Genomic DNA, 21,629 nt, shown 5'->3' with positions numbered 1-21,629 from the left:
GACCCGGCTCTGCCGGGTTTTTCTTTGTCCGAACGCACCTCTCTTGGTTGAATCGAATCCGTCTATTATATTGAATGTTGACCGGCCGTCCAACATGGAGGCTTGACCGGCGGAGCGGCGGAACCGTTTGCGTTTGGAACTGCGAGGAATCAGCGATGGGTGAGAAGTGTTGCCGCCGAAAGGCAGCTCACGCAGCGCAAGGCAGCACCTTGCGGAGTGCGTTCCACGCAGGATTGGAAGCGCTCAGGCTGGAATCGGGGCTGAGCCGGCGGGAATTCGCGGAGCGGCTTGGCATTCCGCGATCGAGTTATTTCCACTTGATGACATCGGCAGCCAATCCCAGCCTCGATTACATCGAGCTCATAGCCGAGCGGGCGGGTATCGACCCGCTGAGATTGCTTCACCGGCAGGTTAGCCCCACGGCCGGACGCCGCGCGGACATCAGGGATACTCGGGCGGCAAGATGAGTCGTTTCAAAGATTTGCCTGTAAAATTCTCCAACGTCCAATATACTGGACCTCGGGCTTGGTGTATGTTCCCCGGCGTTTCTCCCGGTGGACCCGAAAGCCAACCTACCATGTCACCAGTCCGCAAACCCCAGGCGACCGATCATTCTGTTCTGAGTGAAATGCTTGCAGCCCGGCTCCAGCAACTCGAAATCGAGAACGGTGGGACGGAACGCTTCCAGCGAAAGCTAGGCCTTGCGCGCGGCACCTACTACACGATGGTGCGTGGTAGAGGAAATCCGACGCTCCGAACCATCGAACGCATCGCATCGAGCCTCAATATGAGTGTATTCGAATTGCTTGGCTTCAACGATACCGATGCCCGTCGTGCGCTGAATAAAAGCGGTATCGATTACGATGAGTTGGTTTCCGCAATCGAAAAGAAAAATCAAGCCGAGCGTAGCCTTGCGCGTCAGACGCGATCACGCAAATTGCCATACTGAAATTAGCACAACCGGAAGGCGGAAAGCGGCGGGGAGGCCAAAACCTCCCCGCCGATCCGCTATGCGGCGACGCGCTCGCTGGCTTGCGCCAGCCGGCCCAACTCCAGACCGATGAGATCGACGGTGTAAACCCGCTGGCCGTCGCGCTCAAAGCTGTTCTGCCGAAGTCGCCCGCGGACGTGGACCAAGTCTCCCTTGCTGATGTGCTCGTTCACGTAAGACTGGATCGCCTTTGTGAAGATTGTGACCTCGTTCCAGTGCGCGTCGTCCTTCCACTGACCTTTGTCGTCCTTGAACGGGTAGTTGGCGCAGATGCTGACGCGAACAGTCTTGCCGACCTGCTTGATGGTTCCGACCCGACCGATGAGAGTGAATTCGGCGATATTGCGCATTATCTTTCTCCATCTTGTGGGGCTGTGCCCCGTTGCGATGGCGATCCGTTCATGGCCGGGAAGACGAAACAGAGCCGGAGCCGCCAGAGGCGAGCGGAGGGCAAGCGCAGCGCTGCGCCCCGGCCGGAGCCACGAATTTTGGCGCTGCAGGCGCATGCGCGAGGAATGCTGGTCGGGGTCCCCGCTTGCGGGGGAAACCGGCAGGGGAAAATTCTTGGCTCCAGGGGCCGACGTGCCGTCGACGGCCATAGGAATCCAGCCATGCAACCGGGAGCGACAGCCCGAACAGGGGAAAGATCTGCGATCGTCGCCAGCGCCCGGATCTTCGGCGGACGGATCAAAAGGGACGGCCATGTGATCGTTGCGGCGTTTCGCACATTTGCCGACGGACGACATTTCGGAAGCGCCGACCTGTCCTGACGAGTACGATCGTCTTGGCGATTCCCAGGATGCGTGCGGCCCGCGCGGAGAGACCGAGCACTGCGGAACGGCCGCGCAGTTTCAGTTTTCCGCGACCCCCGGGGCGCTCGATCACCTGCTCGCAGCCAAGTGCGTCCATGGCTAAAGCTCAAGAATGCCAGGCAAAGCGAGGAGGTGAAGATGAGGTCGACCATTACGTCACGCCCGCCGCTTTTCGCTGAGACGCGAATTGATCTGCGACATCAAAATCGGGCCAAGCGAAAACTCTCCGGCCTCCGCTTTCCGGGTCAGTCCGCGGAGATAGCCGCCGGCGGATCTGATCGCAGCGCCGCGCTGCAGGATGCAGGCGACGACAATCGCAGCCGGCGTCTCGCCCAGCACAGTTTGCGCCTCTTCCCAGGCGCTCGGACTGATCCCCAGCATCGATCGAACCACTGCGGCGGTCGCGAGCAAATCCCGCCAGTTCGAAATCCCGCCCTTGGCGTAATCCACGATGTCTGGGCAAGCGTTCAGCACCATTCCCAACGGATACGTCCCTTCCGCCACCCTCGGTGGTTGAGGTTTGGGCTCCGCCCTCGCCGCCCTGCCTTCTCGAAGGCTAGGTTCAAGATCAATTAAGGGATCTGTATTTGAATTCTGTATGTGGCGCTCAGTATGGGACTCATTGGCGCTTGAATCAGTGGATTTGATGTGTGTTTTCAGAAGATTGAGGACGTCATCTGCAAGCTGTGACAGCTCTTCGGCGATCGGCTCGAGTTCTTGCCTCGTTGCGGTGCGTGGAATCTGATCGACGATCGAGCGGAAGGCGGCATGGACTTCCTGCCAATCGGCCGGCCCCTGCCCGTCTCGACGTGTCGGAACATCTTCCTCGATGCCGGTGGCGATCATCTTGGCAATGTCCCGCCGGCACAGCGTGATCCGCTCCCGGACAAGCTTGAGCGCCCGCGCTTCTGCCTCGATGTCGGCCGCCAGGCTCTCGAACTCCTCCGATCGAACAACCAGTGGCGAAATGTCGAAACCAAACGCCAGTTCGATCTCGCCGGCGCTGCCCTTCCGCGCATAGCGCTTGCCGTTTGGACTATCGCGCCGAACGACCAGGCCGGCGTCGACGAGAACCGCGAGGTGACGCCGCAGTGTCGATGCCGGCATCCCATGCGCCCGCAGCGACAACTGATGGTTCGACGGGAAGACGATCAGGTCGTCTTCGCCGGTAAGCGCGGTCTCGGGGTGGAAGGTCAGCAGCGCGTTCAAGACCGATAACGAGCGCTCGGAGACGCCCAGGCGCGGCCGCGCCGTGCAGATGGCATGAAATATCTTCCATTTGTGCACGACCTTCTCGGGCGGCCGCGCGGTGGCCACCATTTGGCTTGCCACATGGGCAAGCGTCAGCGATCGCCGCCCAAAGGGCGTCGTTGGGGAGTGTGACTGCATGTCTTTGCCTCAGCCGGGCAAAGAAAATCCGCTCGCCGAAACGACGATTAAATCGCGTTGAGACTCTTGACTGCGATTCGCGAAAGTGATTCTCTCTCAGTCGCCAAACTTGAAGAGAAGGCTTCCGGAACTCCGTTTCGGGGGCCTTTTTTCTTTTGCCGTGTTGCTCCTAGTAGATGGTTGATGGATGAGGCAGTTACGCCTCGTTGGCCTCCTTACGCTCGCTCGACTTGGAGAAGGTGTCGAACAAGTGCGGGAGCTGTTCGACGAGAAAGTCCGCGAATGAGGCGGGCACCTTCTTGTCGATGGAGAGTTTCAATTCGCGGTCTGCACGTTGAACTTGAGCGATTCGCTGTCCGTTAGCAGCCAGTACCGCAGCCGCGCGTTCGGTCCGGGAGGCATGTTTCGCGGCAGAGCGGCTAGCCGCAGAAAATGCGGCGAGAAATCTCCCATCCGAATCTCGGCCGGCAAATGCCGGGTCGCTGATTGTAGCTCTGATGCGTTTGACCACCGCGGGGTCCGCAAGCAGTTCCGAAAAGGTTTGCCATCGGCCACGACCGATTTTCGGAGCCTTGCCAATCGCGTCGACAATGTCGTGCGGGATCGCCTTCGCAACGGTGATCAGCTTCGACGCCTCAGCTCTGTCGATGGCGAGTGCATCTTGAACCACCGAGCGCTTGTGTCCGGCGTCTTCGATGTGCATCGCAAACATTGCGCGCTCGACGAAACTCAAATCTTCGCGCGGACCGTTCTCAAGGCCCTGGGCCACCACGAGCTCTTCATCCGAGAGGGGCTTGAGGATCGCTTTCACGAGAATGCCTAGCTCACGCGTAATACGAACGCGACGATGGCCATACGCGCTTTGATATCGCCCGGGCGCCGTCGGATGCTCACGGACGAGGATCGGTACTTCCTGCCCCCTTTGTGCAATCGATTGCTTTAGAACCTCGTCGGAGCTGGCGTCGTCGTCTCGAAAACGATCAGCGACCGGAGAAGGATCGACAAGGAGCGGGTTGATCTCGATGATCGTCGCGCCCGCGGCAATTTTGTCCCGGAGTTCTTGGTTTTCCTTTTCGACCTCCGAAAACGAATCCTTCAGCGATCGCACGGCGCCGGCTGAGACTCGCGCTGGCGCTGCGGAAGTTTTGTTGTCAGCAGACAACGGGACCGTGTGAGGGGCGGTGAAGAGGCTTTTGATTGTGTCAGTGCGCTTGCTCATCGCCCCCACACCTTCTTTATGAGTTGCGTGATCTCACCGTTGACAGCATCCACCGATTCCAGGGCTCGGTCGTATGCCCCTCTGCCTACGGATCCGCGATCTAGTTCGTAGAGTGACTGTTTGGTTAGGCCTGCGTTGGCGACTGCCGTCGACTTCCACACCGTCGCTTGCAGTACGTCCGACCCGAACAGGTTTCGTAGGAGCGCAACGATCTGGGCCTCCGGCACGTCATTTGGATCGTGGCGCGTGATGACGTAGCGAATGAAATCATGGTCGAGGCGGCCGCCCGCTTCCTCGATGACCGCCATCAGGTCGGAGGTCATAAGCAGAAACTGGCTCATCGAAGCGACATCCACCATTTGGGGATGGATTGTCACGAGCATCGCGGTGGCGGCGTTCAGCGCCCCCATCGTGAGGTATCCGAGCTGGGGCGGGCAGTCGATCACGACGACATCATAATCGTCTGCCACTTGATCAATCGCGGAAGCCAATCGACGGAAGAATAGGTCATGTCCCCGCTCCCGACGCTCGATCATCGCTCGGGGCGTATGGTGCTCGAACTCCATGAGTTCGAGATTTCCTGGCACCAAGCCAATTCCTTCGAAATATGTGGGGCGAACAACCTCACGCAGGGGCCGGCGCTGATCGTCGTAACGGATGGCCCCATAGATCGTCTCGTTTGGGCCGATATCAAATTCGGGTTGATAGCCGAACATGGCCGAGAGAGAGGCCTGGGGGTCGAGATCGAGAGCCAGTACCCGAAAGCCCGCCAGTGCGAGATACTGAGAAAGATACAGAGCTGTTGTCGTCTTCGCTGAGCCACCCTTGAAGTTCGCAACGGTGATGATCTGCAACTTTTCGTCGTCCCGGCGGCGCGGAAAAAACTCAAGCCGTTCCCGCGGACGCGCCTCGGCAAGGTAGGCGCGCAGCTCATTTATTTGCGCCAGTGTGTAAGACCGCCGCCCGCCATGACCGGTAGAGGGGATCGGGCCTAGGCCGTCCAACGAGAGCTGCCTGAGATATCCGTCCGATACGCGGACGATTTTGGCGACCTCGCCTGAGGTGAAAGAGCGGAGTGATTTGCTGGCTGCTGGAGGGAATAGCGTGGTGCTCAGCGAACGGAGCTGACCCGAGAGGATGCCCGCGTGTCGCGTGATCCGCGCGCTCGCCGTCTCATTTTCCTCGTCAACGATGCTCATTATGGCGACTCAAGACGGTTTCTCTGCGTCAGACGGTATTTGTCCGTCTTGAGAGAAGACACAATTCCCGAGTCGCCGCAACAAATTAAGGGTTAACGAGACCTTAACGTCCGATAGGTCACGCGAGGTCGACAGCATTTGTTGTCAGCAGACAACATCCGACTTCAGACGGGACGTTGTCTGCTGACAACGTTCTTTGGCCGCTCCGGGGCCTCACCTCTCTACCGAATATAGGCGAGATGCCCTGCCCTGGGCTCGCTCGGCGTCATTGTAGTAGCTCGCCGCCTGCTGCACCGACCGGTGCTGCGATTGCTGCATCGCTTCTTGCAAGGCCACCCCCTGGCGGGCCGCTTCCGTCAGATATCCTGACCGTAGCCCGTGCGCGGAAAACTCCCGCGGCTCGAGACCCGCTATCGCACAGCGCCGCTTGACGATGAGGTTGACCGATTGCGGTGTCAACGCCCGCTCCTCCAAGGCCTCCCAACGGTCGATAGCGCGGAAGATCGGCCCCTTGCCGATATCGGCACGCTCGAGCCATTCGCGCAATGCTTCGACCGGCGGACCGACCAAAAACACCCTGCCCGCCTCGTCCGCGACCCCGGTTTTGGTCCGGCCGAGCTGGATCGCCACGCACGGCAAAGTTGGGGAATGCGGATCCTTGGGGTCGAGCGGCACCGCGGGCTCGTCGGTGATCTGCTCGACCCGGAGTCGCGCCACCTCGCTCCGTCGGCGTCCGCCCGAGGCGAACGCGAGGAGCAGGATCGCCAGATCGCGGGTGTCGACGAGCCGGTCGGAGCAACATGTCGCGAGCAGCCGGTCGAGCACGTCGCGGGTCACCGCCCGCTTGCTCTTGCGCTGGCGCGGCCGGACGCTGGCCCGGACCGCGAGCCGTAAGGCCGCGCGAAGACTGGGGGCGTGGAACGGACCCTCCTGCCCTTTCCAGCGATGCAGCGTCCCCCAGTTCGCCAGCCGGCGCTTGACCGTCGATGGCGCGTGCGGTCCCTCAGTGCGAAGTAGCAACGCCGCTCGCAGCTCTGCCGCGACCTCGGCCGGCATGCCGTGTTGCGGGTCGGTTTCGCGCGCGGAAGGATCCCAGAGGTGATGCGCCACGTACTTCAGGGCCAGGCTTTCCGGCGCCGGCCACGGCAGCGGTGCTCCGGTCGCGGCCCTCGCCCAGCCCTCGAGGTAAGCCAAATCGGAGGCGAGCGCCCGCAGGGTATTTTCGCCCATGCCCTCGCGCGCGAGATGTTTCAGGGTCGCGACGTCGTCGTCGGTCAGGAGCTCGGCGAGCCGATCGCGCCGCTCCATCGGCAAGATTGCCGAGAGCGCGTCGAGCTGCAGGGCGCGCCGGGCTTCGGGGTCGGAGACCAGCACGCGGGAAGTGATGTCGTCCATCGGCGGCGCTCCGTCAGAAGCCGTAGCTTCGATCTGCCCAGCGCAATAGCACGCGGGCGTCAGGGTCGGGCAGGCGGACGCGCTGGGCCTTCAGGCCCTCAGCGATGGCGCGTCCGACATCGGGGTCAACCCAGTGGCCGTGGGTCATCAGGAAGAACCAGCCGAAGGGCAGGCCGATCGCGCGGTCCACGGCCTCGATCCGGTCCATCAGAAGGTGAACCGAAGCTTTGGGCGTCATGAGCAGCCGTTCCTTTGGTGGCTTCAATGGCCGCGGGATGAAGCCGACATCGCGCTCGTCCTTGTGCGTATAGTCGCGGGCGTCGAGCGCCCAATGGGCGAAGACGCGCTGCGGCCTGGCGCTCGATTCCTCCCAGTCCTGAAAGAACCGCAGCTCTCTTGGGACAAAGCCAAAATAGTCCGGAACCGCCTCCAAGAACGGCGTCTCGCGCGTTCCGCTCGGCCCGCTTTCGCGAATGACACGCCGCTCCAATTCGGGCCGCTTGGCCTCCCGCTTCTCCCGTTCAACGCGGCCGCAGCGATCGAGGAAACTGCGGACGTGTATCACCGCGCCGCCGGCGCGGCCGAGGAGCCGGTAGACCGGGCCGGACAGGCGATCGGAGTCCGGAAGCTGATCGGTCCGAGGCCAGCTCGGATCGAGCAGTTCCGATTCTCCCCAGGGTCGATAGTCCGGGTTGACGATCGGGCCGGCGCGCCATTCGATCTCGCGGCCGAGCGCTATCTGAAGATAGTCGGCCGCGCCCGGCCCGGTCGGTGCCGACACAAAGGCGCCGGAGCCGCGCCACTCCGTGATCTGCAGATCGGTCTCTTTCAGGCGCGACCAGACCGCCTTGATGTCGCCGCCGTCCTTGGCAATTTCGGCCGTCATCCACGGCCGTAATTCGCCGAGCCGCGTGCCGTCCGGCTGGAGGACCGACCTTGTGTCGCGCCAGTAATCGTCGTCGACGGGGGCGAACCCGAAGGCAAAGCCCGGCAAGGCGGCAGCCAGCGCCGGGAAGAGGTCGGCGTCGGCCGAGGCCGGATTGAGCCCGGCCAGGACGGTTTCGAGCGAGGCGGCATCCGGGAGGCGGGCAGGGGTGGTCATGCCGGCGCTCCTTCATCGATCCAGGGGTTCAGCAATGGCAAGCCCAGCGGCGCAAAATCCTTGGTGTTGCGGGTCGCCAGCACCAACTCGCGGTCAAGAGCGGTGGCGGCAAAAAACCCGTCCATCACCGAAAGCGCAAAGCCGCTGCGGCGGGCCTGCGCCATCAGATCGCCCCAGCGTTCGGCGATCCCCGGATCAATCGGCAGGATCCGCCCGGCGAAGCGCGCCGGCAGATCCTCCGCGAGCCAGGCGGTCAGCGCGTCCCGGCGGCGGCCATCGTCCATCAGGGCGATGCCGCGCCGGAGCTCGGCGATCGACGCCACGCTGATGAAGGCCCGGTCCTCGTCGATCGTATCGAGCCATGCGAGCACCTTGGAGTCCGGCGCCGGCCGGCGAACCTCCGAGAGCACGTTGGTGTCGAGCAGGACATTCATAGATCGAGGTCGCGCGGCTGGTCGCGGACCCGGTCGAGGTCGAGATCGGCGTCGCGCAGCGGCGAGGCCATCAGGAACTCGGCCAGCGTGCCCTTGCGGACGGTCTTGCGCGACCATTCCTCGGCCGAGACGATGACGACGCTCGGCTTGCCGTGGCGGGTGATGATCTGCGGGTCGCTCTGGGCGCGCTCGATCACTTCGGAGAGACGCGCCTTGGCGCCAGCGACCGTCCAGTGATCCGATTCGTGAGCAGGGGTTTTTCGGGGGATTGTCATGACTTGCTCCTGTGACCATAATGACTATCGTGACTATATGGCGAATCGCGGCGATTTTCAACGGGCGGTGTGCGGGGAAGACGTCCTTGCGCTAGTATCGGGGGCGAACGGAGGGAAGCGTCATGGGCGGTCACGCGAAACAAAACCAGCCGCGGCCGGCGCCGGCCGACGAAGCCAGTACTACCGGGCGCAATCGTCGGGCCGTTCGGACCGTCGATCTGACCGAGGAGGACATTGCCGCGATTGAGGCCAGCGAAATGGCACCCGGCTTCGAGCACCTTAACGCCGAGCTTGAGCCGGAGCCGGCCAAGGCTTTTCGCGACAATCTCTACGACGAGCCTTGAGCTCGGCCGACACGGATGTCGATCAGCGCCACGACGTCTGACGCGCCCAGCGAGCCCGTTCGGAGGAGGGGAGGGGGCTGGCAGCGGTCGTGTCCTCTCGTCGATCGGAGCCCCGGCGGGGTGATTTGCCGGGCTGAGGGCGCTCAGAATCGCTGATTTGCGCGGTGCCGTCCATGACTATCGATAAGAGGTAGTTATCGATAGTGAGAAGCATGCGCCAGAAGGCATCGCTATGACGGAAGCCAACGCCGTGATAGCTTCCGTTTCACCGATTCACGTTAAGGTTATCAAGACCTTGCCCTCCGCCTACCAGATCCCGGATCCGCTACCTTGGAGCCAGATCGCCGGCCCGCTCGCGGCGGCCGAAGACGCGCTGGCCCGCCTCGACGAGCGGCTGGCCAGGAGCCCGGTCCGCGACGGCTGGATCGCCCGGACCCACTTCTCAGACGCCGCTGCCGCCCTGTGGCTGGAAGGCGAGCTCGTCCATCTCGACGATCTCGTCCTCCACGACGCCGGCATGGACGTCCGCGCCCCGACCCACGAGCTCACGCGCGCCCACGCCGTTCTGCGAACGCGACGGCGCATCGCCGACGCCAAGCCCGACTGGGCGCTGTCGGTGGCCGGCCTGGCCGGGCTGCGGGGCAGGGGAGAGCAGGGCGACCGGGAGGAGGAACGCGGCAACCGGAATGAGGAAGAGGATGAGGTGCGCGATCGCGAAGACGAAGACAGTGAGGCGGATGCGCCCGAGCGGTTTCGCGTGGCCCCAGCCGACGACCGGATGGCCGACATCTTCGCGGCCGTCGACGCCGCGATCGCCCAAGCCGACCGCACGCTGGCCGGCGAGACAACCGATCGGCGCCCGAAGCGACCCGAGCGAGACCCGCTGGTCTACGATCTCGACTGGGACGAAGATGAACGTCTCGACGCATGGCGAGCGGTCGTGGACCAGACACGCAACCTGCCGCCGGCGCTGGCGACGGCGATCGCCGCCGACGCGTGGCACGCGCTGGAACCGCTACAGCACGCGCCATGGCTCGGCCGGCTGCTCGCCGCCGCGCTGCTGCGGGCGCGGGGAAAGGCGCGCTCGCACCTGCCTTGCCTCCATGACGGCCTCAAAGCGATCCCGCGCGAGCGGCGGCGGCCACGCGACGCGGCCTCCCGCCTCGCCGTTCAGTTGGAGGCGATCGCGGCCGCGGCCGAGGCCGGGCTCAAGGATCACGACCGCTGGCAGACCGCCCGCACGCTGCTGGCCCGCAAGCTCGACGGCCGCCGCTCGACCTCCCGGCTGCCGGCGCTGATCGACTATGTGCTGACCCGGCCGATCGTCTCAGCGGCCATGATCGCGAAGGAATTGAAGATCACGCCACGCGCCGCCCAGAATCTGGTCGCTGAGCTCGGCCTGCGTGAGGCGACTGGAAGAGGAAGATATCGTGCCTGGGGAATCCTGTAGCGACGGAAGCTCGCGCGGGCGAGATGGGTTTCCCACGCGCGATGTGCGCGCTCCAAGGAGCACTTGATCGACACGCGGCGAAAGGTCTGATAGCCATTTCTTAAAACAAGATCGGGTACGTTACCCGATCTGAGGGAGCGATCTTGCGCTACGTCACAACGCCTCACGCCTGCCAGCTCACCGGTCTTTCCACCGAAAGACTTCGGGAATGGACGAGCCGCCGCGCCTTGATTCCAGCCGACGTGAAACCCAGACGGAAGGGGTCTCCGGCCGAGTATACGTGGCAAACCATCCTTATTCTAAGGCTCGCAGTGACCCTGCGGGAGCAATTTCATATCGAACTCCAGGCTCATAAGAGCCTTTTCAACAGCCTGCGACGGGAGCTGCGCACCAAGTCGTTTATCGCCCTCTGGGGACAGAACGTGGCGCTCCTCGGCGGCGATCGATGGACATTCGTAGAGGACGCAGCCGATCAACTTCCGGCAGGCGACGTGCTGCTCCTTCGCCTGAACGCTCACCTGGATGTGTTGTCGGCGGGATTCGCATTGCCAAGTCCGGCTACCGTTCCCGGCCAATTCGATCTCTTCCCGGTCCAGGCCGTCGCTGGCTTGCCAGTCAAACAAGTGCGGCGGCGAGCCCCGAGCAAACTGACCGTTCTGGCACGGAGGCGTTCGGCATGAGGCGCGCCATTGACCGGGACAACCCGGGTTGCTCGCCCTCAGACCGCTTCACCACCAACAAATGTTCATGATATGTTCTCATTCTCGGGGCATGAATATCGGAAGGGACCAGCGTGACAATTTCGGCCCTGCAGAACTGGCTTGAAAGGCTCGGCTATGCCGCCGAGCCCGCCGTGCTGCATCGCCGGGGTGAGGACGTTCCGGAAGTTCACCCCTATGCACTGGAGATCAAGTCCCTTCTCAAGCCGGATGGGGTGATTCGCGCCCAGGCCGTCTTTGAGGTTGAGGGCGTCCCGACGGTGGTCTTTGTCGGCGATACGGACGAGCCACTCACCGCCGCCGCTTTGGACGAGATCCGCAAGCGGATATGGAACCAGAATCTCGCCACGGTGGTGATCGAGATCAAGGGCGAGACGGCAGTTGCCGTGCCGGCCCGAAAGCTCCGCAACGCGGAGGAAAGGCTGACGCTCGGCGAAGCGCGTCCCGATGGGCCGTTCTCGGCGTTCGACATCGCTTCGGCCAATCTCTCCCGCCGCGCACCCAAATGGTTTGACATCAAGGCGCGTGTCGATCGCAAGTTGCTCGCCAATCTCTCGAGCACCGTACTCAAGATGTCGAAGGTCGGATTCCGGGCAGCCATCGACGCATCGCTGCGGCGGCGCCACGCCGAGTTGCTGATGGGGCAGGTGCTCTTCATCTCATATCTCGAACATCGCGACATTGTCGGTGCGACCTATCGTCAGAGACGTGAGGTCGATCAACTCCATGCGCTCGTCGGTCAAGCCAACCGCAGTGGTGTCCGCAGCCTCATCGACGCGCTTCGTCAGGATTTCAACGGCGATTTCTTAGGGGGCGATCGGCACGATCCTTGGGCGGCGTTGAATACAGAGGGGTTCGCGCTGCTCGATCAATTCCTGCGCCGGACCGACATGACCACCGGGCAGGGCGATTTCTGGAATTACGATTTCAGCTATATCCCGGTTGAGCTGCTATCCGGCCTCTACGAATCTTTCCTGTCTCCCGACCAGAAGGCAAAAGACGGCGCTTACTACACGCCGCGTCACCTCGCGATGCTGGCGGTTGATCAAGCGTTCGTCACCTCGGCCGATCCTCTTTCCGAGACGATCTTCGACGGCGCTTGCGGATCTGGAATTCTGCTTACCACGGCCTACCGCCGTCTCATCGCGCTATCGGAGGCGCGCGACGGCCGCCAACTCAGTTTCAAACAGCGTCGAGAGCTTCTGGTCAAACGCATATTCGGCGCCGACATCAATCTGATGGCTTGCCGCGTCACGGCCTTCAGCCTCTATCTGTCGTTGCTGGAAGGTCTCAACCCCGCCGATATCATGGAGGCGCAGGAGCGCGAAAACGAGAAGCTGCCACCGCTGGACGGCAGCAATCTGCGCCACGGCCCAACGGCCGACTTCTTCGGACCCAAGCACGGGTTTGCGGACAAGCGCTTCACCCTCATTATCTCCAATCCGCCATGGTCGGAGCCCGAAGGCGAAGACGTCACGTCGGCCGACGTTTGGGCGGAGCGCGCTGGCGCCCCATTCGTTCGACGCCAGATCGCCGGCGCATACGCGCTGAGAGCGAGCGACTTTCTTGCCGAGCAAGGGCGCGTCTGCCTCATCCTGCCGATTGGACAGTTCTTAGGACCGTCCAGCGCATCCTTCGTCGCGCGCCTGTTCAGCCTGTTCCAGCCTGCGCGTCTTATCAACTTCGGTGATCTTCAGGGACTGCTGTTTCCGACCGCCGAGAACACCTGCCATGTATTCCTCGGGCAACGCCGCGCCGTCGAGGCGCAAATTCCATTTGGCGAGACTTTCGATTACTGCGTCCCGAAAGCGGACATGAGCCTGGCCTTCGGCCGCCTCACCATGCAGTCCGCCGATCGACACGTTTTGCAAACCCGCTCCGTCGCCCAGGATCCGCAGCTTCTCGTCACGCTGATGTGGGGCGACGCCAACGATATGACTCTGTGGACGCGCCTGACGGCGCGCGGAACGTTCAGCGACTTCTGGAAGGGGCCGCAACCATTCCGGCGATGGGTCAATCGCAAGGGCATTCATCTTAACGACAAGAGCCGCACGGAAGTCAGCGCCGGCCGGTTGCGCAAGATGCCGTTCGTGCCGGTGCCCGCGCTCAGCGCGGGGTCGCCCGTGTTGCATCCCGATCTCTTGAAGCCGTGGCCGAGGACGCAGACGACAGTCGTTGGCCTCAACGACGAGGTGATGGCGGTTTTCGACGGTCCCCGCGTGCTTTTCCCGGACGGGTTCTCGAAACTCGAACATACAGTCCGCGCGGTCTATTACGATGGCCCGGCCACTTTCACGCACAGCATCGGCGTCATTTCCGGGTCGAGCGAAGATGCGGCGCTGCTCCAGTTCGCCGCGGTCTATCTGCGATCGAAGCTCGCCCGTTACTTCCTCATGATGCGCGGCTGGAAGATGCTTTGCGAACGCAATGGCGTCCATCTGTCAGATGTCGAAACCTTCCCGTTCTTTGACGTCGACGCGGCACCCGATCCGAAGGCCGCTAAAGCGGCGCTCGCGAGGGTCGGCACTTATATGCAAAAGCTATCCGATTTGCCGGAACTCGATCAACGCCGCCGCTACGGCGAAATCCAGATTGCCCTCGACAAGGCCGTCTTCAAATATTTTGGCCTGCACGAGAGCGAGCAGGCGCTGGTTCGCGAAACCGTCGACATCCTGATGCCTTCGATCCGGCCGCGAAGTTTCAAAAGCCTCGACACGCCGGCTCAGGCCACCGCCCATCTGGAGGATTTTCGGACATACGGCGACGCGCTGGCTGCCTCCTTGACCACTTGGCGCGAACGGACCGGTGGCGGCGGACGGTTTCATGTCGCCGTTGTCGCCAGTGATCCGGCTCGCCAAGGCCCGTCGGGAATCGTTCGGGTGAGCTACGCCAAAGAGACAACTGCGCCGGCCACTTCCAGCGCTCAGCTTAATGACGATCTGGTCATCACGACGCTCGCTCAGCTTCGCGCAGCGGGGCTGATGGCGATTTCATCGGGCGATGCGCTTCAACTTGTCCCCGATGCACATGTTTGGATCGACGGGTCGCTCTATCTGGTGCGCCCGTTGTCTCGACGCAGTTGGACCGTACGGCAAGCGCTTCGCGATGCCGAGCACATCGTGATATCTGTTCAGAGCCGGTTGTCGCCCGTGATCCGTTCGGAGGTCGCGTGACAACCGGACATGATTGGCTTTCTGCCTTCCCGATCCGACCAGCAACCGACGCGGTCGATGCTTTACGAGAGAGTTGGCGGATTCTCGCCGAACAGCCGAGAGCCCATTTCCATCCGGGGATGAAGGAGCCCACGCTCACGAAAGCATTGAAGGCTTACGTCGAGAACGTCACCGCTCGGGAGCGAGGCTTGCTAGGTATGTGGGCTGCTGAAGGGGTCCTCCACAATATTGATATAGAAACGGCGAAACTCACCCAAGAACGCCGCACCGATATCGTCTACGGATGGAACGATGATACGCGACGGATCGAGCTGGTTTTCGAGTTCAAGAAGGTCGGCCGGCAAAAGAGCCACCGCACGCATTACCTTCGTGACAAGGGGTTGGGTCGTTTTGTCACCGGCATCTACAGCCGACGGCAGGCTGTCGCTGCCATGGTCGGTATCCTGATCGACGCGGAAGATGAGGTGGTCCCGCCGTTGCGCGATGCGCTCGCCGACAAGAAGCTCGTTACAGAATTGAGGATCCGGGCAAACGCATCGGGCAGTTCATATGAGCGTCCATCAGTATTATTTTCAACTGCGGACTTCGACACTGAACACGAACGTGACCCAGATCTTGCACCGAGCCACGGTACGATTCGCGTAGCCCATTTCTTTCTCGCTTTTGGTTATCCCACGAATACAAAGAAATCGGCAAAGCCTCGCGAGTGAGAATTTTCCGCTCTCAAGCGGATGAAACAGCGCGGCCGAAAATACCAGCTAATCCCTCGTACCGACCAGATGGAGGGTCCGGCAACCTTAAGGAGCACTTTAATTTTTCCTTCGTCAGAAGCAACCCAAGCCCCAGCGATCGAGGGTGATGGTTTTCTTTTTGCCGCAGACACCGCAAGAGGTTGAAGCGGCACAATCGATTCTGTTGACTCTCCCTGCAGGAGAAGGTCGCGGTGTGCGAAACGGACGTGCACAATATGCTTGGCGTTCCCCACTATGCCAGTGGCACAGTGAAGACGATCCGGAAGAAATCGTCGCGGCGAACAGCCGCCTCCGCGGGCATCTCGTGTGTCACCTTCGTTTGGGCGCTTGCGATGAGGTTGGGCTTGACTTACAATGCAAATGCATTGCATCGGCTAACATGACGACGCAAGGAGCCGGTTATGGCCAAAACGGCTGAAATCCTCGAAATCCCCGCGACCATCACGGAGCGCGGTCAGACGACCGTGCCCGCGGCCATCCGCAAGATGCTCGCCCTTGGCAAGCGCGACCAAGTGGTGTTTCGCGGGCTGGCTAACGGCACCGTCGTGATCGCGAAGAAGTCGGCGGACGACGGCGATCCGGTGATCGGCACGTTCCTCGCATTCCTGGCGCGTGATATGGCAAACGAGCCATCGCGAATTCGGCCGGTGCCGAAGTCGCTGGTCGCGCGCGGCAAGTCCCTCGTCAAGGGCGTCAAGGTCGATCTGGACGGGGCTCTGCCGGAAGATGAGGCGTGAGCAACGACACCTTCGCGGTCAACGGTTGGACGATCTACGCGCATCCGCTGTTTCTCGACCAGCTCGAGGCGATGATCGCCGCAGTCGAGAAGGGGCGCAAGAAAGACCCGAAGGGTTATAAGAAGAAACGCGCTGCAAAGCTACTCGCGGCCGTCTTGAAGGTGGCGTTCGAAGATATCCCAGGTGACCCGACCCGCGACGTGTATCGGCAGGGCGGCACGCTCGGCGACGACTACAGGCACTGGTTCCCCGCGAAATTCCTGCAGCAGTTTCGGCTGTTCTTTCGCTATCAGCAATCGGCGGATTCCAAGATCATCGTCCTTGCCTGGGTGAATGATGACTCGACGCTGCGCGCCTATGAAAGCGCCAACGACGCCTACGCCGTGTTTCGGAAGATGCTAGACCGCGGAAATCCGCCAGACACCTGGAAAGAACTCGTGGCAACAGCGTCGAGTGATGACGCCAAACGACGTTTGTCCCGCTCAACACGCGGGAGATAAAGATTGGGTCTCGCCCAAAGGCTGGTGAGTGGTGACAATCACAGCGCAAGCAGCATTCGAGCAAGAGCTGGAAATCTTCCGCAAAGAGGAGGAGACGGCGCAGCAACACTTTTATGCCTATCTATCCGTGCGCGAGCTCGCAGCCTCCGACTTGGCGGTTCTCAGGGCAATGAACACGACGCCACTGTTCTGGCTGACGACTCATCATGCCATGCTCATATCGGCCTTCATCGCGCTCGGTCGCATCTTTGATCAGAATTCCGCTCACAACATCAATAACCTGATGGCGCTCGCTTCAAAGGACCTTTCGGTCTTTTCGAAGCCAGCTCTGGCGAACAGGAAAGAGAAAGCCGGTTTGACGACGGGCGAAGCCGCAGCGTATGTTAGCGACGCGTTCGAGCCGACAGCGAGCGACTTCAGGGCGCTGCGCAGGGAGATCAAGGCGCAACGTGTGATTTACGAAGCGCGGTATCGGAACATTCGCGACAAAGTATTCGCCCACAACGAAATCTTCGATCTCGACGAGACCAATCAACTTCTTGCAAACACCCGCGTCGACGAGATGAAAGCGCTGTTCGGCTTTCTGCACGCACTCCATGAAACTCTGTGGCAACTCTTTCAGAATGGCCGAAAGCCGGGATTGAACGCGAGAGCGTTCGTGCTACCGCCAACGTCGATGACAGGTGCTCAGATGCTGCCCGGGGAGAAGGTCTTTCGAGAAGGCCAACGTGTCCTCGCGCATGTCGTGCGGGGCCTCGAAGCCGAAACAAAAAGCAGCCGATCCATGTAGCCCAAAGGAGACGGTGCGACATGCCAAAGATCCAGCTTTCTGCAACCCCGAAAGGCAATGGCTATCAGGCGACCGTGACATTTCCCGACGGAGTGTCGATGAGTTCAGAGGAAACCTATCCGACCATCGCCGAAGCCGTAACCGCCGCGGCGATCAAGCTGCTCGCCATGCCCGAACGTCTGGCGGCATTGGATCGAACAGGTGCGTGATCAGCGCCTCTTGGCAGGTTCCACCAGCACGTCGCCGTGGCACGCGAGCGGTGCGCACCAGCAAACGAGGTCGCGGCTGCGCAGCTCGCCGAGCGCATTCATCAGCGCGGGCTGCACGACAATCCAGGCGCGATATTTCGCGATGACCTCGGCGCGCGACCCATCGCGCCCGATGACGAACGGGTTGCCCCATTTGCTCGGGCGCCCAATGTAAACCTGCGTCGCACTCGAGCGCTTGCCGACAGCGCGCGCGTTCAAGACCTTGCACATGATCGTTCTCCTTTCTGCTCACGCGGGAAGGCCCCGTCTCGCGGCGGGACCTTCTGCGCGGCGTCTCAATCGCGGTTCGGACGAGACCAGATGAGCGAGTGGCCTTCCTCGCCTTCCACCTCGACCAGCGTGGCGTAGATCGGAGCCGCGAAGCTCGGGTCGTCCAGCTTGACCGAGAGATAGTCCCGGTTCTGCTCCTGGGACTTCTTCTTCCACGCGGCGCCGAACTCGATAGTTCCCGCGAAGATCCGGTAATCAGGGGCCTTTTCCGAGGTCCGCTCGGCCGGAACGATCTTGGCCTTCACGGTGCCGAGGGCGAGGGTCTTGACGGTGCCCACGAAGCCGTTGCCGTTCACGGTGAAGTTGCCGATGGTAGCCATGTTCGTGTCCTCTTTGGTTTCTCGGGCCGCGACCATCGCGACCTCGATGGCTGTCGTTGACCGGAGGCGATCGGACCGCTCCCGAAGGGCCGCCATGCAGTAGAGGGCGGCCAGGGCGAGGCTTTCTTGTCTCGCGAGGAATGGGCGCGCAGCGGCCAGGGGAAGAAAGCCGAGAACGGCCGTTGCGGTCTTGTGATCGAGGCGGAGCGCAGCGACGACGGCCTTCGGTTAGACATGCCAAATCGAGGACGCATTGGGCGCGTCAGGCCAAACGACGGGGATACGACTGAGCGACCGGCACGCCACGCTGCACGACGGCGGTACAGGGCGCGTTTGTGAGAGAGACTCGCACGCACCGCGTAGGCTTGTCTCCGGTCCAGCGGCCTCGACGGCAACCCGGGCGTCGCGTGATGACATCAGGCTCGGCCGCTGCAGGAAGGGCGTTGGCCCAAGGAGAGACCGGCATCTCGGACAGCCAGGCTCACCCGCCCGGCGCATCTGGCCTATGCGGCTCGATCAGGCGATGGACAAGCACCGCCATCCCGGTCGCCGGCCATTTCGCATGATGATGCACGCAAGAAAGGCCAGCCGCGAGGCGGGGCCTTCATCTTGTCGCGAAAGGTGAATTATGAAGCGCAGGGCATCCAAGCCGCGGATGGGTGCGCCTCATGCCGCTTGGTCGATCTCGGCCGACTTGGGCTGAAGCTCGTGCAGGTAGATCGCCGCGCGTTGCGCGTGCGCGGCCGCCGAGAAGATGTAATGCTTGTCGTTGGACAGTGCCTCCAAGCCACGATGCAAGGTAGCTCGCGCGATCCGCGCGCGGCTTGAGCTCGGGCACGATTGCCGAGGTCGGCGCTGAGGAAACACGCGCCAAGCTCGGCGCGTTATCTGAACAGCCAAGCTGTCTCAGTCGAACTCGCGCGCTGAAAGGCCGGATTTTCCCGAGCTTCCGACGGATGCACGTTCGTGAGACAGATCTTGTGCTTAACCAGCGCAGCAGGACAGCTTGGCGACATCCTTGCCGAACGACAGCGCCGCGAGCTTCAGGCCCTCGACGGTGGTGAGATACGGAAAGATCGTATCCGCGAGGTCCTCGACGGTAAGGCCCTGCCGGATCGCAAGCGCCGCAGTCTGGATGCTGTCAGCCCCTTCCGGCGCGAGGATATGCGCGCCGAGCAGCCGGCCGCTGCCGGCGTCTGCCACGAGCTTGATCAGCCCGCGGGTGTCACGAGCGGCGAGTGCGCGTGGTACTTGGTCGAGACCGATCGTCGATACGCGAATCGCGTGTCCGGCCGCGCGCGCGGCGGCCTCCGTCAGCCCGACGCTCGCCACCTGTGGATCTGAGAACACGATGGCGGGCATGGCGCTGTTGTCATAGCGCAGGCTGTCGCCGTTAAGAGCATTCTTGGCGGCGAGCTTGGCGCCGTAGGCGGCCATATAGACGAACTGGTCGCGGCCGGTGACGTCGCCGGCGGCATAGATGCCGGCCCCGGTGGTACGCATGCGGTCGTCGACGACGATGCCGCCCTTCGGCGAGACGGCGATCCCGTGTTCGGTGAGCCCAAGGCCTTCGATGTTGGGCGCGCGCCCGGTGGTGATCAGCACCTGATGGGCGTCAATCGTGGTGTTCTGTCCGTCGCGCGAAATATCGAGCGCAATGCCGTTCTCGGTCTTGCGGATCGCACGGTAGGCGATGCCGGAGATCACGGAGATCCCTTCGTCCTGGAAATATCCCGTCAGCGCCGCGCCGATCTCGGGCTCGGCCTCGGGGAGCAGACGAGACCGGCACACCAGCGTCACCTTGACGCCCGCGCGGGCGAACATCTGGGCGAGCTCCGCCCCGATATAGCCGCCGCCGATGACGAGCAACGATCGTGGTAGCTCCTCACGATCAAGCGCGGTCGTGCTGGTGAGATACGGCACGGCTTCGATGCCGGGGATGGCGGGTATCGCCGGCCGCGCGCCGGTCGCGATGATGATCTTGCCGGCGGGAATGCGCGCGCCGTCCACCTCGACACCACCTTCTATGAGGCGCGCCGCTCCTTCGCGATAAGCAATGCCGTTATAGGCGGGCAGCAGATTCGTGTACTTGGCATGGCGCAGTTCGGAAACGAGGATGTCCTTCTGACGAACGGTGCTGCGCCAGTCGGTCAGTTCGGCCTCCGCCGCGAGGCCGGCAAAACGTGCTGCTACGCGCGCATTGTGAAGCGTCTCGGCGGCTCGGATCAGAGTCTTCGACGGCACACAGCCGATATTGACGCAAGTGCCGCCGATGGTGCCGCTGCCGATGAGCGCCACCTGCGCGCCCTGATCGGCAGCTGCGATGGAGGCCGAGAAGCCGGCCGAGCCGGCGCCGATGACGACGAGATCGTAGGCGCCGCCATTGCGACAGTTCGTGCGAAAGCGGTCCACCACGACAGCGCGCTTCGATGTCGAGCCGACCGACCACTGTGCCGCCGTATCGAGGCCGGCGAGGCTCGGCCCGAACAGAGCGCGGCCAGCCTCGAGCCCTTCCTCGACCGACAGCCGAAATCCGGCCTCGTCCGCGGCCTGTTCACGGCGCCAGGCGGAGAGATGGTCGTCCGAACAGAAGAAGGCGGTCGTCGCGCACAGCGAGTTCGCAGCACACGCGCCTTCGTAGCGAACGCTTTGCCACACGACAGCGGTCCGCGGCTCGATCTGCGCCAGCGCCCGCCCTTGGTCCCGCGTGGCGATCCGGATTTGCGCACCGCAATGGCGGCAGCGCGATGCAATCGTGATATCGCGATCAGTCATGGCGCCAATGCCGAGTGCGTCGACCGCACACATTGCGTTGAGAACACGCCCGTCGAGTGTGACCCGGTAGCCCGCGTCCCTATCGGTGAAGGGATAGGAACCGACGATCCGCTCGCCGTCGAGCACGACCAGGTCGCGACGGCGGAGCTCTTCAAGCAGTGTCCGGACGGACGTCTCGTTCAATCCCGCTCGCTCCGCAAGCGCGCCCGTGGTCGGGGTTCGTCCATCTTCGGAGTAGAGTTCGAGCAGCGCAACGCGAACCCGATCCGTGGCGGGATCGTAGCCACTCCAGCGATCGAACACATGGTCGGACCCGACCATCGCTTGCAGCGCATCCTTGACCGCTGGTGATTTAACCACAGACCAATCCGGAAACGTCACGCCCGGCCGCACGGCGTAGCTCGGCAGTGTCTCGGGCGTAAGAATGACAGCCTCGATTCGCGACGAGGAGGAGGCACAACAATCGTTCATGGCTTCACGCCTTCCTTGTGAATCGTCGTCTCGCAATGGGCGGCCTCTGCGTGGCGACGATGGATCCAGGCGATGAGGCCGAAGCTCGCAGCCATCAGCGGAAGCACTACAAGGCCCTTACCGGCTAGCCACGCGCCAAGGCCCACAAAGGACAGGCTGACGGCAAGGAGCGGCGCGGCGCAGCGGATCGCGACCAGGACTGCACCGGCCATGCCTATACGGCTTGTAGTGCGGTCACTCATC

General features: G+C 62.5%; 23 protein-coding genes and 1 pseudogene. 11 read left to right on the top strand and 13 right to left on the bottom strand.

What is annotated here, in order from left to right:
- The first annotated feature begins 74 nt into the window (after positions 1-74).
- Together HMPREF9697_RS19700 and HMPREF9697_RS19695 are read left to right on the top strand one after the other, a co-directional pair.
- Entirely contained in the window at positions 75-467 is a 393-nt protein-coding gene (locus tag HMPREF9697_RS19700; protein WP_347329882.1) for a helix-turn-helix domain-containing protein, read from the top strand.
- Positions 464-949, top strand: coding sequence for a helix-turn-helix domain-containing protein (locus HMPREF9697_RS19695; protein ID WP_002719021.1), 486 nt, complete (start codon positions 464-466; stop codon positions 947-949). Before HMPREF9697_RS19700 ends, HMPREF9697_RS19695 begins: the two co-directional genes overlap by 4 nt.
- A gap of 59 nt (positions 950-1,008) precedes the next feature.
- Here the strand turns inward: HMPREF9697_RS19695 and HMPREF9697_RS19690 are convergent, their stop codons facing one another.
- The 8 genes from HMPREF9697_RS19690 to HMPREF9697_RS19650 all read right to left on the bottom strand — a co-directional run bounded on the left by HMPREF9697_RS19690 (position 1,009) and on the right by HMPREF9697_RS19650 (position 8,816).
- Positions 1,009-1,341 carry a single-stranded DNA-binding protein gene (locus tag HMPREF9697_RS19690; protein ID WP_002719020.1) on the bottom strand — a complete coding sequence of 111 codons (333 nt, stop codon included), beginning with the start codon at positions 1,339-1,341 and terminating at the stop codon, positions 1,009-1,011.
- A 618-nt stretch (positions 1,342-1,959) separates the two neighbouring features.
- A complete protein-coding gene (gene repC, locus HMPREF9697_RS19680; protein WP_002719018.1) occupies positions 1,960-3,192 on the bottom strand; it encodes a plasmid replication protein RepC in 1,233 nt (410 codons plus the stop codon).
- A gap of 196 nt (positions 3,193-3,388) precedes the next feature.
- A complete protein-coding gene (repB, locus tag HMPREF9697_RS19675) occupies positions 3,389-4,411 on the bottom strand; it encodes a plasmid partitioning protein RepB (protein WP_002719017.1) in 1,023 nt (340 codons plus the stop codon).
- Complete coding sequence (gene repA, locus HMPREF9697_RS19670; RefSeq protein WP_002719016.1) at positions 4,408-5,610, bottom strand: plasmid partitioning protein RepA; 1,203 nt, start codon at positions 5,608-5,610, stop codon at positions 4,408-4,410. The genes repB and repA overlap by 4 nt, the downstream gene beginning before the upstream one ends.
- 213 nt (positions 5,611-5,823) lie before the next feature.
- Positions 5,824-7,005 (bottom strand): site-specific integrase, encoded by a 1,182-nt coding sequence (locus HMPREF9697_RS19665; RefSeq protein ID WP_002719015.1) that lies wholly within the window; start codon positions 7,003-7,005, stop codon positions 5,824-5,826.
- Between the two features lie 13 nt (positions 7,006-7,018).
- A complete protein-coding gene (locus HMPREF9697_RS19660) occupies positions 7,019-8,107 on the bottom strand; it encodes a hypothetical protein (RefSeq protein ID WP_002719014.1) in 1,089 nt (362 codons plus the stop codon).
- Positions 8,104-8,541, bottom strand: coding sequence for a type II toxin-antitoxin system VapC family toxin (locus HMPREF9697_RS19655; protein ID WP_002719013.1), 438 nt, complete (start codon positions 8,539-8,541; stop codon positions 8,104-8,106). Before HMPREF9697_RS19655 ends, HMPREF9697_RS19660 begins: the two co-directional genes overlap by 4 nt.
- Positions 8,538-8,816 (bottom strand): type II toxin-antitoxin system Phd/YefM family antitoxin, encoded by a 279-nt coding sequence (locus HMPREF9697_RS19650; protein WP_002719012.1) that lies wholly within the window; start codon positions 8,814-8,816, stop codon positions 8,538-8,540. The genes HMPREF9697_RS19655 and HMPREF9697_RS19650 overlap by 4 nt, the downstream gene beginning before the upstream one ends.
- A 122-nt stretch (positions 8,817-8,938) precedes the next feature.
- On the opposite strand from HMPREF9697_RS19650, the gene HMPREF9697_RS19645 reads away from it, so the two are divergent.
- The 9 genes from HMPREF9697_RS19645 (at position 8,939) to HMPREF9697_RS19605 (ending at position 17,490) form a co-directional block, all read left to right on the top strand.
- On the top strand, positions 8,939-9,160 hold the full coding sequence (locus tag HMPREF9697_RS19645; protein WP_002719011.1) for a hypothetical protein: 222 nt from the start codon (positions 8,939-8,941) through the stop codon (positions 9,158-9,160).
- A 232-nt stretch (positions 9,161-9,392) separates the two neighbouring features.
- Positions 9,393-10,610: an RHE_PE00001 family protein gene (locus tag HMPREF9697_RS19640; protein WP_002719010.1), complete on the top strand. Its 1,218-nt coding sequence runs from the start codon at positions 9,393-9,395 to the stop codon at positions 10,608-10,610.
- 143 nt (positions 10,611-10,753) lie between these two features.
- A complete protein-coding gene (locus HMPREF9697_RS20685) occupies positions 10,754-11,290 on the top strand; it encodes a MerR family transcriptional regulator (protein ID WP_002719009.1) in 537 nt (178 codons plus the stop codon).
- A gap of 113 nt (positions 11,291-11,403) precedes the next feature.
- Positions 11,404-14,502, top strand: coding sequence for an N-6 DNA methylase (locus HMPREF9697_RS19630; RefSeq protein WP_002719008.1), 3,099 nt, complete (start codon positions 11,404-11,406; stop codon positions 14,500-14,502).
- Positions 14,499-15,212, top strand: coding sequence for a hypothetical protein (locus HMPREF9697_RS19625; RefSeq protein WP_002719007.1), 714 nt, complete (start codon positions 14,499-14,501; stop codon positions 15,210-15,212). The genes HMPREF9697_RS19630 and HMPREF9697_RS19625 overlap by 4 nt, the downstream gene beginning before the upstream one ends.
- Before the next feature lie 443 nt (positions 15,213-15,655).
- Positions 15,656-15,991 (top strand): type II toxin-antitoxin system PrlF family antitoxin, encoded by a 336-nt coding sequence (locus tag HMPREF9697_RS19620; protein ID WP_002719005.1) that lies wholly within the window; start codon positions 15,656-15,658, stop codon positions 15,989-15,991.
- Complete coding sequence (locus HMPREF9697_RS19615) at positions 15,988-16,491, top strand: type II toxin-antitoxin system YhaV family toxin (protein ID WP_002719004.1); 504 nt, start codon at positions 15,988-15,990, stop codon at positions 16,489-16,491. Before HMPREF9697_RS19620 ends, HMPREF9697_RS19615 begins: the two co-directional genes overlap by 4 nt.
- 28 nt (positions 16,492-16,519) lie before the next feature.
- Positions 16,520-17,281 carry an AbiU2 domain-containing protein gene (locus HMPREF9697_RS19610; RefSeq protein ID WP_002719003.1) on the top strand — a complete coding sequence of 254 codons (762 nt, stop codon included), beginning with the start codon at positions 16,520-16,522 and terminating at the stop codon, positions 17,279-17,281.
- 20 nt (positions 17,282-17,301) lie between these two features.
- On the top strand, positions 17,302-17,490 hold the full coding sequence (locus HMPREF9697_RS19605; RefSeq protein ID WP_002719002.1) for a hypothetical protein: 189 nt from the start codon (positions 17,302-17,304) through the stop codon (positions 17,488-17,490).
- Here the strand turns inward: HMPREF9697_RS19605 and HMPREF9697_RS19600 are convergent, their stop codons facing one another.
- The 5 genes and pseudogenes from HMPREF9697_RS19600 to HMPREF9697_RS19585 all read right to left on the bottom strand — a co-directional run bounded on the left by HMPREF9697_RS19600 (position 17,491) and on the right by HMPREF9697_RS19585 (position 21,628).
- Entirely contained in the window at positions 17,491-17,760 is a 270-nt protein-coding gene (locus HMPREF9697_RS19600; protein ID WP_002719001.1) for a DUF4326 domain-containing protein, read from the bottom strand.
- Positions 17,761-17,825: 65 nt separating this feature from the next.
- Entirely contained in the window at positions 17,826-18,176 is a 351-nt protein-coding gene (locus HMPREF9697_RS19595; RefSeq protein ID WP_002719000.1) for a DUF736 domain-containing protein, read from the bottom strand.
- 630 nt (positions 18,177-18,806) lie between these two features.
- Positions 18,807-19,021: pseudogene (locus HMPREF9697_RS20680) on the bottom strand (zincin-like metallopeptidase domain-containing protein); the annotation flags it as partial.
- A gap of 103 nt (positions 19,022-19,124) precedes the next feature.
- Complete coding sequence (gene merBA, locus HMPREF9697_RS19590) at positions 19,125-21,386, bottom strand: bifunctional organomercurial lyase/mercury(II) reductase MerBA (RefSeq protein ID WP_002718999.1); 2,262 nt, start codon at positions 21,384-21,386, stop codon at positions 19,125-19,127.
- Positions 21,383-21,628, bottom strand: a complete 246-nt coding sequence (locus HMPREF9697_RS19585) for a hypothetical protein (RefSeq protein ID WP_040308437.1) — start codon at positions 21,626-21,628, stop codon at positions 21,383-21,385. Before HMPREF9697_RS19585 ends, merBA begins: the two co-directional genes overlap by 4 nt.
- Between the last annotated feature and the right edge of the window lies 1 nt (position 21,629).

It is taken from the genome of Afipia felis ATCC 53690 (assembly GCF_000314735.2).
In the GTDB taxonomy this organism is placed as follows: Bacteria; Pseudomonadota; Alphaproteobacteria; order Rhizobiales; family Xanthobacteraceae; genus Afipia; species Afipia felis.
Note: the sequence above shows the minus strand (reverse complement) of the source record. Positions and strands in the feature narration are given on the sequence as shown.

Excerpts from the sequence above, each read along its gene's own strand:
- HMPREF9697_RS19640 (WP_002719010.1), top strand. The coding sequence starts at position 9,393 with ATGACGGAAGCCAACGCCGTGATAGCTTCCGTTTCACCGATTCACGTT.
- HMPREF9697_RS19655 (WP_002719013.1), bottom strand. The coding sequence starts at position 8,541 with ATGAATGTCCTGCTCGACACCAACGTGCTCTCGGAGGTTCGCCGGCCG.
- repC (WP_002719018.1), bottom strand. The coding sequence starts at position 3,192 with ATGCAGTCACACTCCCCAACGACGCCCTTTGGGCGGCGATCGCTGACG.
- HMPREF9697_RS19650 (WP_002719012.1), bottom strand. The coding sequence starts at position 8,816 with ATGACAATCCCCCGAAAAACCCCTGCTCACGAATCGGATCACTGGACG.
- HMPREF9697_RS19605 (WP_002719002.1), top strand. The coding sequence starts at position 17,302 with ATGCCAAAGATCCAGCTTTCTGCAACCCCGAAAGGCAATGGCTATCAG.
- HMPREF9697_RS19600 (WP_002719001.1), bottom strand. The coding sequence starts at position 17,760 with ATGTGCAAGGTCTTGAACGCGCGCGCTGTCGGCAAGCGCTCGAGTGCG.
- HMPREF9697_RS19645 (WP_002719011.1), top strand. The coding sequence starts at position 8,939 with ATGGGCGGTCACGCGAAACAAAACCAGCCGCGGCCGGCGCCGGCCGAC.
- HMPREF9697_RS19660 (WP_002719014.1), bottom strand. The coding sequence starts at position 8,107 with ATGACCACCCCTGCCCGCCTCCCGGATGCCGCCTCGCTCGAAACCGTC.
- HMPREF9697_RS19690 (WP_002719020.1), bottom strand. The coding sequence starts at position 1,341 with ATGCGCAATATCGCCGAATTCACTCTCATCGGTCGGGTCGGAACCATC.
- repB (WP_002719017.1), bottom strand. The coding sequence starts at position 4,411 with ATGAGCAAGCGCACTGACACAATCAAAAGCCTCTTCACCGCCCCTCAC.
- repA (WP_002719016.1), bottom strand. The coding sequence starts at position 5,610 with ATGAGCATCGTTGACGAGGAAAATGAGACGGCGAGCGCGCGGATCACG.
- HMPREF9697_RS19585 (WP_040308437.1), bottom strand. The coding sequence starts at position 21,628 with ATGAGTGACCGCACTACAAGCCGTATAGGCATGGCCGGTGCAGTCCTG.
- HMPREF9697_RS19620 (WP_002719005.1), top strand. The coding sequence starts at position 15,656 with ATGGCCAAAACGGCTGAAATCCTCGAAATCCCCGCGACCATCACGGAG.
- merBA (WP_002718999.1), bottom strand. The coding sequence starts at position 21,386 with ATGAACGATTGTTGTGCCTCCTCCTCGTCGCGAATCGAGGCTGTCATT.
- HMPREF9697_RS19595 (WP_002719000.1), bottom strand. The coding sequence starts at position 18,176 with ATGGTCGCGGCCCGAGAAACCAAAGAGGACACGAACATGGCTACCATC.
- HMPREF9697_RS19665 (WP_002719015.1), bottom strand. The coding sequence starts at position 7,005 with ATGGACGACATCACTTCCCGCGTGCTGGTCTCCGACCCCGAAGCCCGG.
- HMPREF9697_RS19695 (WP_002719021.1), top strand. The coding sequence starts at position 464 with ATGAGTCGTTTCAAAGATTTGCCTGTAAAATTCTCCAACGTCCAATAT.
- HMPREF9697_RS19700 (WP_347329882.1), top strand. The coding sequence starts at position 75 with ATGTTGACCGGCCGTCCAACATGGAGGCTTGACCGGCGGAGCGGCGGA.